This is a genomic window from Ruegeria sp. AF8 (assembly GCF_056541825.1).
This window is the reverse complement of record NZ_JBQFYW010000001.1, coordinates 739,939-756,664: the sequence shown is the minus strand read 5'-3', so window position 1 is coordinate 756,664 and position 16,726 is coordinate 739,939. Positions and strand designations below refer to the sequence as shown.

The 16,726-nt window shown below is 62.7% G+C and carries 12 protein-coding genes; 2 read left to right on the top strand and 10 right to left on the bottom strand.

Annotation, left to right across the window (positions count from 1 at the left end):
- Positions 1-31: 31 nt before the first annotated feature.
- From ACR0AO_RS03805 to ACR0AO_RS03780, 6 genes are all read right to left on the bottom strand, one after another.
- Positions 32-571 (bottom strand): helix-hairpin-helix domain-containing protein, encoded by a 540-nt coding sequence (locus ACR0AO_RS03805; protein ID WP_480600064.1) that lies wholly within the window; start codon positions 569-571, stop codon positions 32-34.
- 49 nt (positions 572-620) lie between these two features.
- Positions 621-1,607, bottom strand: coding sequence for a fatty acid desaturase (locus ACR0AO_RS03800; protein ID WP_480600062.1), 987 nt, complete (start codon positions 1,605-1,607; stop codon positions 621-623).
- Between the two features lie 226 nt (positions 1,608-1,833).
- A complete protein-coding gene (locus ACR0AO_RS03795) occupies positions 1,834-3,069 on the bottom strand; it encodes a dipeptidase (RefSeq protein WP_480600058.1) in 1,236 nt (411 codons plus the stop codon).
- Between the two features lie 247 nt (positions 3,070-3,316).
- On the bottom strand, positions 3,317-4,777 hold the full coding sequence (der, locus tag ACR0AO_RS03790; protein WP_480600056.1) for a ribosome biogenesis GTPase Der: 1,461 nt from the start codon (positions 4,775-4,777) through the stop codon (positions 3,317-3,319).
- A gap of 48 nt (positions 4,778-4,825) precedes the next feature.
- A complete protein-coding gene (locus ACR0AO_RS03785; RefSeq protein WP_480600054.1) occupies positions 4,826-6,145 on the bottom strand; it encodes a PQQ-like beta-propeller repeat protein in 1,320 nt (439 codons plus the stop codon).
- A 56-nt stretch (positions 6,146-6,201) separates the two neighbouring features.
- The gene (locus ACR0AO_RS03780; protein ID WP_480600051.1) at positions 6,202-6,873 is read right to left on the bottom strand and encodes a hypothetical protein; all 672 of its coding nucleotides are present in this window, start codon (positions 6,871-6,873) and stop codon (positions 6,202-6,204) included.
- Positions 6,874-7,098: 225 nt separating this feature from the next.
- Here ACR0AO_RS03780 and ACR0AO_RS03775 point away from each other — a divergent pair, with 225 nt between their 5' ends.
- Together ACR0AO_RS03775 and ACR0AO_RS03770 are read left to right on the top strand one after the other, a co-directional pair.
- Positions 7,099-8,352, top strand: coding sequence for an efflux RND transporter periplasmic adaptor subunit (locus ACR0AO_RS03775; RefSeq protein WP_480600048.1), 1,254 nt, complete (start codon positions 7,099-7,101; stop codon positions 8,350-8,352).
- Entirely contained in the window at positions 8,349-12,137 is a 3,789-nt protein-coding gene (locus tag ACR0AO_RS03770; RefSeq protein WP_480600046.1) for an efflux RND transporter permease subunit, read from the top strand. Before ACR0AO_RS03775 ends, ACR0AO_RS03770 begins: the two co-directional genes overlap by 4 nt.
- A gap of 86 nt (positions 12,138-12,223) precedes the next feature.
- On the opposite strand, the gene ACR0AO_RS03765 is transcribed toward ACR0AO_RS03770, so the two are convergent.
- From ACR0AO_RS03765 to ACR0AO_RS03750, 4 genes are all read right to left on the bottom strand, one after another.
- Positions 12,224-12,631, bottom strand: a complete 408-nt coding sequence (locus ACR0AO_RS03765) for a DUF2147 domain-containing protein (RefSeq protein WP_480600044.1) — start codon at positions 12,629-12,631, stop codon at positions 12,224-12,226.
- A gap of 181 nt (positions 12,632-12,812) precedes the next feature.
- Positions 12,813-13,136 (bottom strand): hypothetical protein, encoded by a 324-nt coding sequence (locus tag ACR0AO_RS03760; protein ID WP_480600042.1) that lies wholly within the window; start codon positions 13,134-13,136, stop codon positions 12,813-12,815.
- 184 nt (positions 13,137-13,320) lie between these two features.
- Positions 13,321-15,144 (bottom strand): ABCB family ABC transporter ATP-binding protein/permease, encoded by a 1,824-nt coding sequence (locus ACR0AO_RS03755; RefSeq protein WP_480600040.1) that lies wholly within the window; start codon positions 15,142-15,144, stop codon positions 13,321-13,323.
- Positions 15,145-15,202: 58 nt separating this feature from the next.
- Positions 15,203-16,726 carry a LysM peptidoglycan-binding domain-containing protein gene (locus tag ACR0AO_RS03750; protein ID WP_480600038.1) on the bottom strand — a complete coding sequence of 508 codons (1,524 nt, stop codon included), beginning with the start codon at positions 16,724-16,726 and terminating at the stop codon, positions 15,203-15,205.

Here is a 16,726-nt window from a genome sequence, read left to right as displayed (position 1 = left end):
GGCCGGTTTCGCCGGGACAAGGGGGAAGGCGTTACTTCTTCGCCTTTTTCTTGTCCTTCTTTTCTTTCTTGTCTTTCTTCTTCTTGTCTTTTTTCTTTTTGTCTTTCTTGGCCTTGATCTTGTCCTTGGCCTTTTTGATCTTGGCCTCCATCTCGGCCTTTTGTCTGGCGGCCTTTTCGGCCTTGGCCTTTGCCTTGGCTTTCTTGCGCGCCTTGGCCTCGATCTTTTCAAGCTCGGCCGCCTCCTGCGCTGCCTTGCGGTCGGCTTCGGCCTTTTGAACCTCGGTCAGGACCGCGACGGCGGCTGGTGCCGCGCGGCGGTTCTTGGCCTTGCTTGCCGACGGCTTGCGCCCGCGTGTGGCGCGCGCCGGAGGTTTGGTCGCGGGTTCGGATACGGCGAGTTCGCGGGCCGCGGCGATCAGGACGGGCGCGCGCGCCTTGCCGATGCCGGGCACCTTGACCAGTTGCTCGGGCGTTGCCTTGGCGAGCGCCGAGACGTTTTCGATACCGTGGTCCTTGAGGGCTTTGGCCAGTGCCGTGCCAATGCCGCGTACGAGTGTGACCGGGCTCATTTCTGCTCCTTGTATTGTGTCAGGCGCGTTTCAACATGTGTCTAGCAGATTATCCGGCCGACGCCACGGGATCGGCCGACGAGCTGTTGGGGAACGGCACCAGGCGTTTTTGGTCTTCGTCCCACAGCTTGAGGTTCAGCGCCATCACCGCCTCGATGAACCCGATGCGGCGCGGGGTGTATTCGGCGGGCAGGTTGTAGTGGCAGGCGCGCAGCCGGTATGACGGGATGCGGGCGTTGAAATGGTGGATGTCATGCAGCGTGATGCAGGCCACCGACGCGTCGAACCACCAGCCGAAATCCAGAGCCGACGAGCCTTGCAGCGCCGCCAGTTGCGGATCGAGATCCGGGCGGCGGTCCCAATAGGTGTCCTCGAAATTGTGCTGAAGGTAGACGAGGAACACCCCAAGCATGCCGCCGAGGAAGGAAAAGACCAGCCAGACCAGAACACCGGTCGCGCCGGCGGCGAGATACAGCAGGCCCAGCATCACCGCGATCGACAGGTTGTGTAGCAACACGCCGCCAACCCCGAAACGGGTGGTGTTCTTGGGCCAGCGGTAGCGGATGAAATAGGTGAACAGCGCCCCGATCGGAACCAGGAAGAACGGGTTGCGGTAGAGCCGGTAGAACAGCCGCGTCTTCCAGTCCGCCGCGTTCCATTCCCGCAGGGTCATGGTGTGAATCTCGCCGGTTTCGCGATGCTCCAGATTGCCGACGCCCGCATGATGCAGGTTGTGGTTCTGCTTCATCACTTCGAATGGCGCAAAGGTGAACGGCGACAGCACATGGCCCGCCAGTTCGTTCTGACCGCGTGTTTCAAACAGCGAGTGATGGCCGCAATCGTGTTGCAGTACATAAAGGCGCACGGCGCAGAAAGCGAATACGATCCCCGCCGGGAGCAGGATGAACCACTGGTCCACATACCGGATCGCCAGCCACAGCGCGGTGAAATAGACCGCGAAAGTGCCGAAATAGCTGAACGCAGCGCGCCGGTTGTCCTGCACCGCGTACTGGCGTGTGTAACTTCTCAGATCCATGCCCTACGCTCCCGACGCTGGCTGGCCCAAACCGAGTTCAAAAATGGTTGCGGCCTGCAGGGAGCAAGCCGCGCGCAGAATCTTGTGCGCGCATTCATGCTAACGCCAGGTTCGGGGCGTTGTCACGTGTCTGAGGTGAAAATGCTGCGAATTGGCGCAGTTACGCTGTTCTTCTCATTGATTTGCCGGGAACGTCTTTAAACAGAAACACGGCAGAAGCGGGCCATTACCTGGTCGCGGCTGCCTGTACATCGCGCATGACGCGCAAGACGTTGAGCCCCCAAAGTTTCGCGATATCCTCTTCGGAATATCCCCTTTCCATCAAAGCGGCCGTGACATTGGGCGAATCCGCGGCGTTGTCCCACCCGGCGACGCCGCCGCCGCCATCAAAATCGCCGGACAATCCGACATGATCGATTCCGGCAACTTTGACAGCGTGATCCACGTGATCAAGAAACTGGGCAAGGGTCACGTCATCAAACCTTTTGCGTATTCGCTTCTGCTCGCGCAGAAATTCCCTAATCGTCTCTGGCGAGGCGGCCACGTAATCCGCAAACGAGGTCAGACCCAGTCTGGTTCTGAGAACGCCAAGCGCGGCGTCGATCCGGGGATCGATATCGGCGATGTACGAACGATATGCAGTAATCTGTGCAACGCCGCCTGTGTCGCGAATTGCCAAAAGCTGTTCGTCGGTCAGGCCACGCGGATTGTCATGGACCGACGCCACCGTCGAGTGGGTGGCAATAACCGGCGCCCGCGACAGCGCGATGACGTCAGAGACGGTTTGTTTGCCGACATGGCTGACATCCACCATTATCCCGTGGTCATTCAGCGCCGCCACCAACACCTGACCAAGATCGGTCAGCCCGGCATCGGGCCCTTCTTCGCGGCTGGGGGATGGGTTGGATGACCCGCCGAACTGGTTATGTCCAAAATGCGTAATCGACGCATAAAGCGCGCCGCGCCGGTCCCAAAGGGCGACGGCATCGGTGATTTGCTGCGGCGTGGCCCCCAGTGGATAACTGTTTTCAATGCCAATAAGTGCTGCGAGTTTGCCTTGTGCATTCAGAGCCTCGACGTCATCGGCGGAGCGCGCGAGTTCGATCCGATCCGAATTGGCGCGGAGCATCCGCAGAATTCCCCGATATCCTTCGTCGGCGATTTCCTTGGCCTGCCCATAGCCGCCTTCGTTCAGGTTGCCTTGCGGAGTGAAAACGACGAAGAACCCGGCATCCAGCCCGCCGATGCGCATCGAAGGCAAATCGACCTGTGCATGGTTGAGCACTCCCGGATCAAGCGCCGCGGTTCCATAACCGGGACCGATGTCGATATGCGTGTCAATTGTCAGAATCCGGTCATGCAGTGCGATTGCATCGGGATTTGAAAGGGCGGATTGGGTAAGCCCCGGCGTCGCGGCAAGCCAAAGACCAATGGCCGAGAAGACAAGGAATTCTGAACGCATAGCCAACACTCTCAAAAAAATTCGTCACAGCCTGAAACCGCGCGGGCTCCCGGGGCGAGAAATCTTGAAAGCCGGGCGCATGCGGTTTCCAATCAAGGATATTCCGACCAGAAAACCTGTTCCGATTCCAAAAATCCAATGAAAATTTCGGAACTGGGTGTTTGAAACGATCGCGCGGGATGTTTCCATGAGTGTCGGCGCAGAATTTGAAAGCACCGGCGATATGGTATGAAAGAAGAAAGGGCGGTCAGGACCGCCCCTTGAGATGCTTGGCCAGCGCACCGGCGTTTTTCTTGCGCCGTCCCTTATAGGGGTTCTTGTCCCCCTGCCCGCGCAGGGTCAGACGGATCGGGGTGCCGGGCATGTCGAAATCGGCGCGCAACCCGTTGACCAGATAACGCGTATAGCTGGCGGGCATCTTGTCGGGATGCGAGCACATCACCACGAAGCCCGGCGGGCGGGTCTTGGCCTGGGTCATGTAACGCAGCTTGATCCGTTTGCCCTGCGGCGCGGGCGGCGGGTGCTGTTCCAGCATGCCGGTCAGCCAGCGGTTCAGCGCCGCCGTCGGAACCCGGCGGTTCCAGACGTCATAGGCGCGCAGGATCGCATCATGCAGGCGGTCGAGCCCCCTGCCCGTTTTGGCCGAAACCGTGATAAGCGGTGCGCCGCGCAGTTGCGGCAAAAGGCGTTCGAACGCTTCTTTCAGTTCGCGCAGCTTGTCCTGTCTGCTTTCCTCGACATCCCATTTGTTGACTGCGACCACCACGGCCCGGCCTTCACGCTCGGCCAGGTCGGCGATGCGCAGGTCCTGCTGTTCGAAGGGAATGGCCGCATCCAGCAGGACCACGACGACCTCGGCGAATTTCACCGCGCGCAGGCCATCGGAAACAGAGAGCTTTTCCAGCTTTTCCTGCACCTTCGCCTTCTTCCGCATGCCGGCGGTGTCGAAGATGCGCATCGGCGTACCACCCCAGTCGGTGCGCAGGGAAATGGCGTCGCGGGTAATGCCGGCCTCGGGACCGGTCAGCAGGCGGTCTTCGCCGAGAATCTTGTTGATCAGCGTTGACTTGCCCGCGTTGGGGCGGCCGACGACGGCAACCTGCAACGGTTTTTGCGGTGTGATCCGGGGCAGCTCATCCTCCGGATCGGCGTCTTCGCTGTCATCCAGGTCGACATCGGTCTCGGGCGCATCTTCGGTCGCTTGCGCATCCATGGCGTCGGCAAGCGGCATGAGCTGCGCATAGAGGTCGGTCATGCCTTCGCCATGCTCGCCCGACAGACGGATCGGCTCGCCCAGTCCCAGGCCGTAGGCTTCGAGCACGCCCGCATCCGCCGCCGACCCCTCGGCCTTGTTGGCCGCGAGGATCACGTGGTCGCAGCGCTTGCGCAGGATGTCCGCAAAGATCTCGTCCACCGGCGTCACCCCGGCGCGGGCGTCGATCAGGAACAGGCAGACATCGGCCATGTCCACTGCACGCTCGGTCAGGCGCCGCATCCGGCCCTGCAGGCTGTCGTCGGTGGCGTCCTCAAGCCCTGCCGTGTCGATCACGGTAAAGCGCAGATCGCCCAGGCGCCCTTCGCCTTCGCGCAGGTCGCGGGTCACCCCGGGCTGGTCGTCGACCAGGGCCAGACGTTTGCCCACGAGGCGGTTGAACAGGGTGGATTTGCCCACATTCGGGCGCCCCACGATGGCGAGGGTCAGAGACATGTCACTCAACTTTCAAGACTCAGACGCGCCCTATAACGCGTCCGGGCGTCAACGGAAAGCGTGCAATTGGCCCTTGGACGAGACGACATAAAGCGTCTGGCCTGCCACGACGGGCGCGGTGGTGGCGCCGCCGGGAACCTCGATCCGGTTGGTCATGGTGCCGTCGACCGGATCGTAGAAACGCAAGAAGCCGTCGCCCGAGGCCACGATCACCTTGCCGCCAGCCATGATCGGGCCGTAATGGGCATAGACCGCGCCGCGTTTGCGGGGCTTGTCCTTGACGAAGCCGGGCAGATCACGCGCCCAGATGACCGACCCGTCCGAGGCGTTCACCCGGAGCAGTTGATTGCGGTCGCTGACCAGAAAGACGCTGTCCGCCACCGGCCAGACCGGGCCGAGCGCGCCTTCGTCGGCGGTCCAGATCCGCTCACCCGAGTCGGCGCGGAACGCCACGGTGCGTCCGGAATGATTGCCGACATAGATCGCATTGCCCGACACCACCGGCCCGCCGGTCACGTCACCGATCTGGGCAACCGCGCGGCCCTTGCGGCCGCCGGCGATAGAAGCGTTCCAGCGCACGATCCCGCCCTTGCGGAAGCTCGACGTGATATCGCCGGAGCCAAAGGCAAAGACAACCAGATCCGAGGTCATTGCCGGGGCCGGAGCGCCCAGAACGTTTCCGACGCTGGGCGTGGCGTCGATCTGCCAGGCGATGCGGCCATCCTTGGTCCGGATCGCCCAGCCGGTGTCGTCCCCTGCCACCAGATAGAGCAGCCCGTCGCGAATCGTGGGCGTGCCGCTGCCGGTTGCGTTCAGTTTCTGCTGCCAGCGGATCGCTCCCGTCTTGGCATCCAGCGCTGTCAGACGGCCAAAGCCCGACGACACGTAAAGCACGCCGCCGTCATAGGCCAGCCCGCCGCCGGTGGCCTGCGCCTCGCTTTCCCCCGCCGGGATCAGGTCGGTGCTCCAGACGGTCCCGCCCTGGGGCGTAACCGCGGTGACGGTTGCCGCCGAATCGAGCGTATAGACCAGACCGCCCGCAACAACCGGGTCGGCGGTGATCCTTTGACGGCGGGAATCGCCGCTGCCGATCGGAACCGACCAGACCGGTTGTGGCACCGCCCGCAGCGCCGGGTTGGCTGTGCGATAGGCCGCGGTTCCCGGGCTTTGCGCCCAGCTTGCATTAGCCTTTTGAGACGGCAGGCGAATGGGCCGAGAACCCACGGCCTTGCTTACCGCGTCCTCGGTGGGGCGAATATCTTCGCGTTCGCCCGACAGGATCGCCTCGGGTGGCTGGCACGCTGCCAGCGTCATGATCGCCAGCCCCATCAGTGTAACCCCGAGGCGGGGGAAGGTCGTGTTAGCCATCGTATTCTGAACTCGCCTGTGTTTCGCCATAGCCCTGGGACCGGGTCAGATCCGTTTCAACCCTGCTGTCCGGGAATGGGTTCGGGCGTACCGCCCAGCGCCACAATCAACTGTGTTGCACGCTGTTGCAAGTCCACGCTGACCTCGGCGTCCTGGCGCAGTGCCTCGAGCCGCGACAGGGCCGCGTTCCCATCACCCTCGGAGATGTCGATCAGGGCAAGCTGCTCTTCGGCCAGCAGGCGCAGCGGAGCGCCGGGTTGGGCCAGGGCCTCGAACTGTTGCCGGCGGTCGGCGACAGGCAGAGCGTCGCCCTGAATCAGCAGCGCCTTGAAGGCGGCGATCTGGCGGTAGATTTCCGGCACCTCGCCGTCGGAAGCCACCTGGTTCAGACCCTGGGCGGCACTTTCCGCCGAACCGGAATTGGCCTGCGCAGCGGCGATCATCATTTGCAGCACCGCTTCGCCACCGGCGGATTCGGCCTCGATCCGCTCAAGCCCGGCGGCGCGATCCGCCGCGTCGTTTTCGGCCAGAGCGGCGATGATCTCATCGCCCAGCTTCTCGGCTGCCGCCGTCGTCTGGGCCTTGCGGTATTCATTGAACGCGGCGCCGCCAACGATGGCGACGACGGCCAGCGCCCCAATCCATCCCCACCTCTTCAACAGCAGGAACAGGCGGTCGCGGCGCACCTCTTCGGTCACCTCATCGATGAAACTGTCAACGTCACTCATCCCTGCCCCCGGGTGTTGTTTCAGGCTGTGTCGCGCCTGTCATACCCCGCCGCAACCGGCAAGCCAAGTACCCCGGATCGACCAATTCGATCAGCCTTGCGTTGCAGGAGCAAAAAAAATAAACTGAACTAATCCGTTCAGTATGGACAAGTCGTCTGTGCGTCCCCATCTGAAGTCAAATGCCGAAGAATCCGGCAATCGGGACAGATTTGAGAAGGGCATAAAATGCGATTGATCCCCGTCCTCACCGCAATTTTGGTGATCACTGCGCTTTATCTGCTTGTTTTTGAAAGACCGGCCCTGCTGGCCTTTGCCGGTTACGATGCGGCCGCGGCGCAGCCGCAGGACAGTCAGGGCACCGAAGACGCGGCGGAAACCGGCCAGGAAGACATCGCCCCGAACGCCGTTGCCGTCGTTGCGTTGCGGTCAGTGGCACGCGAAATCGACAGTGCGGTGTTTCTGCGCGGCCAGACCAAGGCGAACCGTCAGGTCGAAGTGCGCGCAGAAACCACTTCAACCGTGATTTCGGAGCCCCGTCGCAAAGGCGCATTTGTGAAAGCCGGCGATCTTTTGTGTGAACTCGACCCCGGCACACGCTTTGCCAGCCTGGCCGAAGCCAAGGCCAGAAAGATCGAGGCGGAAAGCCGGCAACCTGAGGCAGAGGCCCTGCTTGACGAGGCCCGCGCCCGGCTGGCCGAAGCGAGAATAAATCACACCGCAGCCCAGAAGCTGTCGGAAACCGGATACGCATCGGAAACGCGGCGCGTTTCGACCGAAGCGGCGATGCGCGCCGCCGAAGCGGGGATCAAGACCGCCGAGGCCGGGCTGGAGGCGACACGGGCAGGGATCGAAGCGGCAGCCGCCGCCGTTGCCGCAGCCCAGCGGGAAATCGACCGCCTGACGATCGAAGCACCGTTCGACGGTCTGCTGGAAAGCGATGCCGCCGAGTTGGGCAGCCTGATGCAGCGCGAAGCCGGCAGTCTGTGCGCGACGGTGATCCAGCTTGATCCGATCAAACTGGTGGGATTCGTTCCCGAAACCGAGGTGAACCGGATCACGGTCGGCGCCGAAGCCGGCGCCACGCTGGCCACGGGCCGGCAGGTTCAGGGCCGCGTCACGTTCCTGAGCCGGTCTGCCGACGAGACCACCCGCACCTTCGAAGTGGAAATCACCGTTCCCAACCCGGATCTGACCATTCGCGACGGTCAGACCGCCTCGATCGCGATCTCGTCCGAGGGGGCCAAGGCGCATCTGTTGCCGCAATCGGCGCTGACGCTGAACAATGACGGGCAGTTGGGGGTCCGCGCCGTCGCGTCGGGCAATGTCGTGGATTTTCTGCCGGTCCGCCTGTTGCGCGATACCACCGAAGGCGTGTGGCTGGGCGGGCTGCCCGAAACCGCTGACGTGATCGTCGTCGGTCAGGAATTCGTGACCAAGGGTGTCGCCGTCGCGCCGACCTATCGGGAGGCGTCGGAATGATCGGCATCGTCGACTGGGCCGCCGCACGGGCGCGGATGGTTCTTGCCTTTATCGCGATTTCACTGGTTGTCGGCGGGTTCGCCTATGTCAGCCTGCCCAAGGAAGGCGAACCGGATATCGAAATCCCCGCCCTGTTCGTTTCGGTTCAGTTCCCCGGCATTTCAGCGGAAGACAGCGAGAACCTGCTGGTCAAACCGATGGAAACCGAACTGGCCGATCTCGACGGGCTCAAGAAGATGAGTTCGACCGCCGCCGAGAACTATGCCGGTGTGGCGCTGGAGTTTGAATTCGGCTGGGACAAGACCGCGATCACCGCTGATGTGCGCGACGCCATGAACACGGCGCAGGCCGAGTTCCCTGACGGGGCCGAGCAATATACGCTGAACGAAATCAATTTCTCGGAATTCCCGATCGTCATCGTCAACCTGACCGGCGCCGTTCCGGAACGGACGATGGCGCGCATTGCCAAGGATCTGCAGGACGATCTGGAAGCGCTGGATTCGGTGCTGGAGGCCGGCATCGCGGGCAACCGCGACGAATTGCTGGAAGTGATCATCGATCCGCTGCGACTGGAGGCCTATAACGTCACTGCCGCAGAACTGATCAATGTGGTGCGGAACAACAACCAGCTTATTGCCGCCGGCGAGGTCGAGACCGAACAGGGCACCTTCTCGGTCAAGATCCCCGCCTCATTCACGACGGCGCAGGATGTCTATGGCCTGCCGGTCAAGGTCAACGGCGACCGGGTGGTGACACTGGGCGAGCTGGCCGAGATCAACTATACCTTCGAAGACCGCGAGGGCACCGCCCGTTTCGACGGAGAGCCCACGGTCGCGCTGCAAGTGGTCAAGCGCAAGGGTTTCAACCTCATCGATACCGTCGAAGCGGTGAAACAGACGGTTGCGACATCGCGTGAGAAATGGCCCGACGAGTTGAAGGCGGCGGTCGAGGTCGGCACTTCGAACGACCAGAGCCGCGTCGTGGGGTCGATGGTCAGCCAGCTTGAAGGGTCCGTGCTGACCGCCATCGCGCTGGTGATGATCGTGGTTCTGGCCTCGCTCGGCTCGCGCGCAGCGCTGCTGGTGGGGTTCGCGATCCCGACCTCGTTCCTGCTGTGTTTCGCCTTCCTCGCAGTGATGGGGGTCAGCATTTCGAATATCGTGATGTTCGGCCTGATCCTGGCGGTGGGGATGCTGGTCGATGGCGCCATCGTGGTGGTGGAATATGCCGACAAGCGCATCAAGGAAGGCGTCGGCCCGATGCACGCCTATGTCGAGGCGGCGCAGCGGATGTTCTGGCCCATCGTGTCCTCGACCGCGACGACCTTGTGCGCGTTCCTGCCGATGCTGTTCTGGCCCGGCATTCCCGGCGAGTTCATGGGGATGCTGCCGGTCACGCTGATCTTTGTTTTGTCGGCCTCGCTGGTGGTGGCACTGATCTATCTGCCGGTGATGGGTGGTGTCTCGGGGCGGTTGAGCCGGGTGTTCGGCCACATCTCGGACTGGCTGCGGGAACGCACGCCCTGGGTGGTGCGGGCGGCGCTGGTGCCCCCTGCCCTTTACCTGATCTTCCTGGGCGCGATGCAGCTTCTGAATCCGTATTACCTGTTGCCCGAAGGCGCTTCGGGGGGGACGGCCCTGGGCGTGTTCCTGTTTTTGTTCGGCGCATTCGCCGGATCGGTCACGCTGGGCGCGGCGCGGATCGAACGCAGTGAAGATCACGTGCATTCCGCCGAAGAGCACACGGCGTTCGGGCATTTCATCAAATTCCTCGTCGGCAACCCGGTCATGCCGATCGTTTCGATCGCGGCAGTGGCGTTTGCGGTTTTCAGCGTGATGTCCGCCTATGGCGAAAACAACCGCGGCGTCGAATTCTTTGTCGACAGCGAGCCGGAACAGGCCACCGCCTATGTGCGGGCACGAGGCAACCTGTCGCTGACCGAAAAGGACGCGATGGTGCAGGTGACCGAAGCGGTGATCGAGGCGCATCCGGCGATTACAAATGTCTTTGCTTTTGCCGGTGAAGGCGGGCTGAACCAGAACACCGGCGGCTCGCAGGCGCCCGCCGATACGGTCGGGCGGGTGCAGTTCGAAATCATCCCGTGGGAGGACCGCCCGAAAGTGGAGGAACCGTTCGTGGGCGGCCTGATCTCGCGCGAGGTGGTGGCGCCCGACTATGCCGGCAACACGGTGATCGAACAGCTTAACGCGGAACTGGCGAAGCTGCCCGGGTTCGAGGTTGAGATTGAGGTTCTTGGGCGCGGCCCGGCCTCGGCCAAGCCGGTGCATCTGCGCATCAAGGGCGACGGTTGGAGCGCGCTGACTGCCGCCACAGAGGCCGCCCGGGAGAAGTTCGAGACCACACCGGGCCTGATCCGGATCGAAGACAACCTGCCCCTGCCCGGCATCGACTGGCAGATCGACGTGGATGTAGCCAAGGCAGGCCGGTTCGGTGCGGATGTGGCCACCGTCGGCGCGATGGTGCAACTGGTGACGCGCGGCATCCTGCTGGGCGAGATGCGGCCCGAAAGCAACGACGAGGAAATCGAGATCCGCGTGCGCCTGCCCGAAGAGGACCGGGTGCTGTCCACGCTGGACACGCTCAAGGTACGCACGCCGGACGGGCTGGTACCGCTGTCGAACTTCATCACCCGCCAGCCGGTCAAGAAGCTGGCGCAGATCAACCGGGTCGATCAGGAACGCTATTATGACGTCAAGGCGGATGTCGAAAGCGGGCTGACCAAGATCGTGGGCACCGGCGCGGACGGGACGGATCAGACCCTGGCCATCGTGCGGGAAGTCGAAGAAGGGACATCCCCGCAAGAGGCAACGGTGGAAAAGAGCGACGGCAAGATTTATGAACTGATCAGCCTGTTTGAAGTTGAAAGTGCCGGCGGTCTGCAGGACCGGATCACCGGCGGAGAGGCGCGGTTCGCGCCGATCAACCCCAATGAGCGTATCGTGGCGCTGACCGAGTGGTTGAACACCAGCCCCTTCCCGAACAGCATAAGCTGGGAATGGACCGGCGATCAGGAGGATCAGGCGGAAAGTCAGGAATTCCTGTCCAGCGCGTTCCTTGCGGCATTGGGGCTGATGTTCGTGATCCTGCTGGCGCAGTTCAACAGTTTCTACAATTCGGTGCTGGTGCTGCTGGCGGTGGTGCTGTCCACCACAGGCGTTCTGGTCGGTATGATGGTGATGGATCAGCCGTTCTCGATCATCATGACCGGTACCGGTATCGTGGCGCTGGCCGGGATCGTGGTGAACAATAATATCGTGCTGATCGACACCTATCAGGAATACAGCCGCTACATGCCCAAGATCGAGGCCATCGTGCGCACCGCCGAGGCGCGCATCCGCCCCGTTTTGCTGACCACGCTGACCACGATGGCGGGTCTGACGCCGATGATGTTCGGCCTGTCGCTGGATTTCATCAATGGCGGCTATTCAATCGACAGCCCGACGGCGCTGTGGTGGAAACAGCTGGCCACGGCGGTGGTGTTCGGGCTGGGTATCGCGACGGTGCTGACGCTGATCGTGACGCCATCGTTCCTGGCGCTGCGGGTGTGGGTAACGACCTATATCATCTGGCTGGGCCGGGCACTCGCACGATTGACCGCAGGCCGGTCCAGCCGCATCGCGCAGGACATGGCGCTGGGCCGCGCGGCGATCGGCGCGCAGGCAACCGAGGTTATCTGGGAAGATGGCGACCGGCCGCGCCCGGACAACAACGATGACAAGGACAGCAGCCCGCCTTCAGCATCACCGCTGAAAGCGGCGGAATAGACATCAAGGGGCCGGGTCGATCCGGCCCTTTTCCATTGGCAATGGCCTGCATACCGGGTCGTCAGCCTGCAGGATTTACAGCCACCTCAAAGCCGTGACCAGGACTGGTGACCGCAGATGTGGTGGGCACAGCCCTTGACCTTCAGCGTGTCTCCATTCAGCGTCATCTGGGGTACCGCCTGAACGTTGACCAACGGCACCCAGAATTCGCCGCCCCCGTATTTTCCACCCCCCTCGTTCGCAACGTCCCAGAACAGCCGTTTGCCGATATTCGGGGTCTGGACCTGTTTCCCCGACGAGTCATAGGCCGACAGGATCTTGCCACAGAACTTGCTGCCGCAAGCGGAAATCTGGATGTGCGAAATCAGGTTTTTGCGGTCCGGTTCTGTTTTCCAGACGCCGACGATCGGATCGGCATGGGCCACGGCGGAAAGGAAGGACGGGCTTGCAATCAGAATTGTCAAAAATAGAGTCAGTCGCAGGTTTCGATGCATGATGAGACCTCCTGAAACAGTCTCCATCATAACACTCGCAAGCAAACTCTCAAAGCGGCCGCGCAATCAGGCATCTGCCCGCCAGCGCTTCTTCCCGCGCAGACCGAGACAGCCATTGTGGAGCGGGTTGCCCCGCTTTCCGAAAAAAGCGAGGCCCTACCCGGTGCTGAGCCCGCCACAATCAGTCTGTGAAGGTGTAGCCGCCCAGATCGCACAGATCGAGATCGAAATCCTCGACCGAGGTGCCATCCGCGAACCCGCCGCGCAGGTCGTATATGCAGGTTGTCAGGCCGTCCGCGATCAGGACTTCCGTTTCGTAGCCGGGGGCGAGATAACCACCCGCAAGCAAGTTTTCTTCCCAATCATCCGACGATGCCGGCGACAGGTTGAATTCCACCAGATCGGCACTGCTTTCATTGGTCAGCAGAAATTGCAGATCTTCAGCGTGGGCGGGGAGCATAGAGACCAGCACGGCCAGAACCGACGCGCCAAAAATATTCTTCATTCGAGTGTTCCACATAATTCGATTTTACCGAACCGAAGAACTCGCCGCCACACACGGCGAGGCCCACGATTGAGAGGTACGTAGAAAAAATTCAGTCCTGCGGTCAATCGTGAAAGTTGAATCGAGCTAGGCAAGATCGCGCTGGGTGGTCCGTGCGCCACCTGGCCGCCCAAGCGGCGATTGATCAGGCGACCTCGGCATCGGCTTGTTGCCTGCTCCAGAGCTGGGCGTAGCGGCCCTCGCGCAGCAGCAACTCGTCATGCCTGCCCTGTTCGACGATCTCGCCCCGCTCCAGCACCACGATACGGTCGGCCTCGGCGATGGTGGACAGGCGATGGGCGATAGTGATCACCGTGCGCCCTTCGCCCGCGCGCGCCAGAGCGCCCTTGATTTCCTGCTCGGTCTCGGTGTCGAGCGCCGATGTGGCCTCGTCGAGCAACAGGATCGGCGGATTCTTGAGCAGGGTACGGGCGATGCCCACGCGCTGCTTTTCGCCGCCCGACAGTTTCAGGCCGCGTTCGCCCACCCTGGTGTCATAGCCTTCGGGCAAAGTGACGATGAAGTCGTGGATCTGCGCGGCGCGCGCGGCCTCTTCCACCTCGGTCTGGCTGGCGCCTTCGCGGCCATAGGCGATGTTGTAGCGGATCGTGTCGTTGAAGAGCACGGTATCCTGCGGCACCACGCCGATGGCCGCGTGCAGGCTGGTCTGCGTCACGTCCCGCACGTCCTGCCCGTCGATTGTCAGCGCGCCGCCGGTGACGTCGTAAAAGCGGAACAACAGCCGTCCGATGGTCGATTTGCCGGAACCGGTGGCACCGACGATGGCCACCGTCTGCCCGGCCGGGACGGTCAGGGAAATCCCCTTGAGGATCTCGCGGTCGGGATCATAGCCGAAATGGACCCTGTCCAGCACCACCTCGCCGCCATTGACTGCAAGTGGCGGGGCGTCGCGCTTGTCGGTGACCTCCGATGGTTGCCCGAGCAGTTGGAACATCTGGCCCATGTCCACCAGCGCCTGCCGGATCTCGCGATAGACGGTGCCGAGAAAGTTGAGCGGCACGGTGATCTGGATCATATAGGCGTTGACCATGACGAAATCGCCCACCGTCAGCGTGCCATTCTGCACGCCGTGGGCGGCCAGAACCATCACCGCGATCAGCCCGCAGGTGATCAGCAAACTCTGACCGAAATTCAGGAAAGCCAGAGAATAGGCGGTTTTCAGGGCCGCCTGCGCATAGGCTTTCATCGATACGTCATAGCGCTGCGCTTCGCGCTCTTCCGCGTTGAAATATTTGACGGTTTCGAAATTCAGCAGGCTGTCGATGGCGCGCTGGTTGGCCTCGGTATCCTGATCGTTCATTTCGCGGCGCAGTTTCACCCGCCATTCTGTCACCGCGAAGGTGAACCAGATATAGAGCGCGATGGTCACGGCCACGACGACCAGATACCAGACATCAAACAGCCACATCAGAATGATGGCGACCAAAAGCAGTTCCAGGATCAGCGGCCCGATGGAGAACAGCAGAAAGCGCAACAGGAATTCAACGCCTTTCACCCCGCGTTCGATGATTCGGCTGAGACCGCCGGTACGGCGGGTGATATGATAGCGCATCGACAGGCGGTGGATGTGCTGAAAGGTCTCCAGTGCCAGCGCCCGCAGCGCCCGCTGCCCGACCGGCGCGAACAGGGCGTCGCGCAACTGCTGGAATCCGACGGTCAGCATCCGCGCCACGCCATAGGCGACGGTCAGGCCAACCGCCCCCAGCAGCATCGGCGGCGCGCCGTCCTGGGCCAGGCTGTCCACCGCGCCCTTGTAGAGGATCGGCGTATAGACCGCGATCAGTTTGGCCAGCACCAGCATCGCCATGGCCAGCACAACCCGTTTCTTGACCCAGGGCTGATCCTCGGGCCACAGATACGGAGCCACCTTGCGGATCGTGCGCCAGCCCGAGGCGCGCTCGTCCTCGGGTGGCAGGTCGTCGGAATGCAAAGGGGCCAGTCGTCTCATCACGTACCTTGACTGCGGTCAGAGATAGCCCTGGCCCCGGCGGGGCCAGAGTCGGGGGTCATTCGGGGATGGTAAAGACCTGTCCCGGATAGATCAGATCGGGGTCACGGATCGACTCGCGGTTGGCGTCGAACACCCGGACATACAGAAACCCGTCGCCATAGCGCTCGCGCGAAATGGCCCAGAGCGTGTCGCCCTTCTGAACGGTCACCGCGCGGATCGCCGGTGCGGGGGCGGGTTGCGATGCAGCGGCCGCCGTTTCGGCTCCTGCCGTGGCCACGGGCGCTTCCTCGACGGGTGTGGTCCCGGTGGATGCCTCGGTGGACGCGCCTGCGGTGGGCGCCTCGGCAGTGACGACCGGCGCGGCGGGTTGGAGGACCTCAAGCGATTCCCGTTTGAACGGGGTTTCCAGGCGGCTCAGAACGGCACCGTCGCCGCCGATTTCGTCCAGACGCAGGGTATAGATTCCGGGTTCGATCCCTTCGATTTCGCCCCGCCATTTGCCCTGATCACTGGCCGACATATCGGTGATCGCGCGGTTATTGAGATACAGGCGGATCACCGCGCCCGGCTGCGCGCGGCCCGAAAGCTGCACATCGCCGCTGTCGGAATACCCGATCGTGTCGAGCGTCACCTGCGCGGCGGGCACGTCCTCCCGTTTCGCCGGAGGCTGCACCAGTTCGACGCCTTCCTCGCCAGAGCGGAGAATGGCGACCTGACCCGAGGCTTCGGGGGCCGGTGCATCGGCAGCCTCAGACTGGGCGGGCTGTTCGGCACCGGCGGTTTTGGGGGGGTCGGCCGCTTCGGTTGCTTCGGCAGTGTCCGGGCTTTCCGCCGGTTCGATGGCTTGCGCCACTTCCGCGGCGCCGGCTGTTGTGGTGTCCTGCGTCCCGGGCGCTTCGGTGCTTTGCGCCTGCGTCTTCGGGCCTGTCTCGGCCTGGGCCGGTTGAGCCGCAGGTTCCTGAGCCGCGCTTTCGCCGGTTTCGGTATCCGCGCTTGCAATCTGTTCGGGCTGCGCTTCCGGCTCTGGCAGCGCGGCGATCAGATAGTCGTCGGATCGTTGTACCTGCCCGTCAACCTCGCTTTCCAGAACCAGCCCGCGCGCGGCCTTGCTGAAGGGAAGCGACAGGAATTCGGCGAATTCACCGCTGCCGTCAACGGTGAACCCGTGCACCTTGGCCCCATCGACCAGAATCGCGATGGAGCTGCCCGGAACCGCGCTGCCGGACAACAACGCGCTGCCGTCCCTTTCGACAAAAATCTGGTCGAGAACGGGGGCCGGAATGGCGGCTGACTCGGGGGTTTCCTCAGCCGTGTGCTGTTCGGCCGGTTCGGAAACGGATTGCTGTCGCGCCGATTCTTCCTCAGCCCCGACCGCGCTCTCTTGCTGAAGTTCTTGTTCCGGCTCCGCCGCCGTCTGAGTCTGTGTCTCGGGCAGCGCCGCCTGCTCGACCGGTTCCGGCGCGGGTTCGGGCGATGTCCCGAAAACCCCTGCATAGTACAGAACTCCCGCCCCGATCAGGGCAACCCCTCCGGCGAGCAGTCCCCAGACGAAACTCCCGCTTCCCGACTTCGCAGCCAT

What these genes read in the sequence shown, in the direction of transcription:
- ACR0AO_RS03770 (WP_480600046.1), top strand. Translation starts at nt 8,349, where the DNA reads ATGATCGGCATCGTCGACTGGGCCGCCGCACGGGCGCGGATGGTTCTT.
- ACR0AO_RS03800 (WP_480600062.1), bottom strand. Translation starts at nt 1,607, where the DNA reads ATGGATCTGAGAAGTTACACACGCCAGTACGCGGTGCAGGACAACCGG.
- ACR0AO_RS03780 (WP_480600051.1), bottom strand. Translation starts at nt 6,873, where the DNA reads ATGAGTGACGTTGACAGTTTCATCGATGAGGTGACCGAAGAGGTGCGC.
- ACR0AO_RS03750 (WP_480600038.1), bottom strand. Translation starts at nt 16,726, where the DNA reads ATGGCTGCGAAGTCGGGAAGCGGGAGTTTCGTCTGGGGACTGCTCGCC.
- ACR0AO_RS03795 (WP_480600058.1), bottom strand. Translation starts at nt 3,069, where the DNA reads ATGCGTTCAGAATTCCTTGTCTTCTCGGCCATTGGTCTTTGGCTTGCC.
- ACR0AO_RS03805 (WP_480600064.1), bottom strand. Translation starts at nt 571, where the DNA reads ATGAGCCCGGTCACACTCGTACGCGGCATTGGCACGGCACTGGCCAAA.
- ACR0AO_RS03765 (WP_480600044.1), bottom strand. Translation starts at nt 12,631, where the DNA reads ATGCATCGAAACCTGCGACTGACTCTATTTTTGACAATTCTGATTGCA.
- der (WP_480600056.1), bottom strand. Translation starts at nt 4,777, where the DNA reads ATGTCTCTGACCCTCGCCATCGTGGGGCGCCCGAATGTGGGCAAATCC.
- ACR0AO_RS03785 (WP_480600054.1), bottom strand. Translation starts at nt 6,145, where the DNA reads ATGGCTAACACGACCTTCCCCCGCCTCGGGGTTACACTGATGGGGCTG.
- ACR0AO_RS03760 (WP_480600042.1), bottom strand. Translation starts at nt 13,136, where the DNA reads ATGAAGAATATTTTTGGCGCGTCGGTTCTGGCCGTGCTGGTCTCTATG.
- ACR0AO_RS03755 (WP_480600040.1), bottom strand. Translation starts at nt 15,144, where the DNA reads ATGAGACGACTGGCCCCTTTGCATTCCGACGACCTGCCACCCGAGGAC.
- ACR0AO_RS03775 (WP_480600048.1), top strand. Translation starts at nt 7,099, where the DNA reads ATGCGATTGATCCCCGTCCTCACCGCAATTTTGGTGATCACTGCGCTT.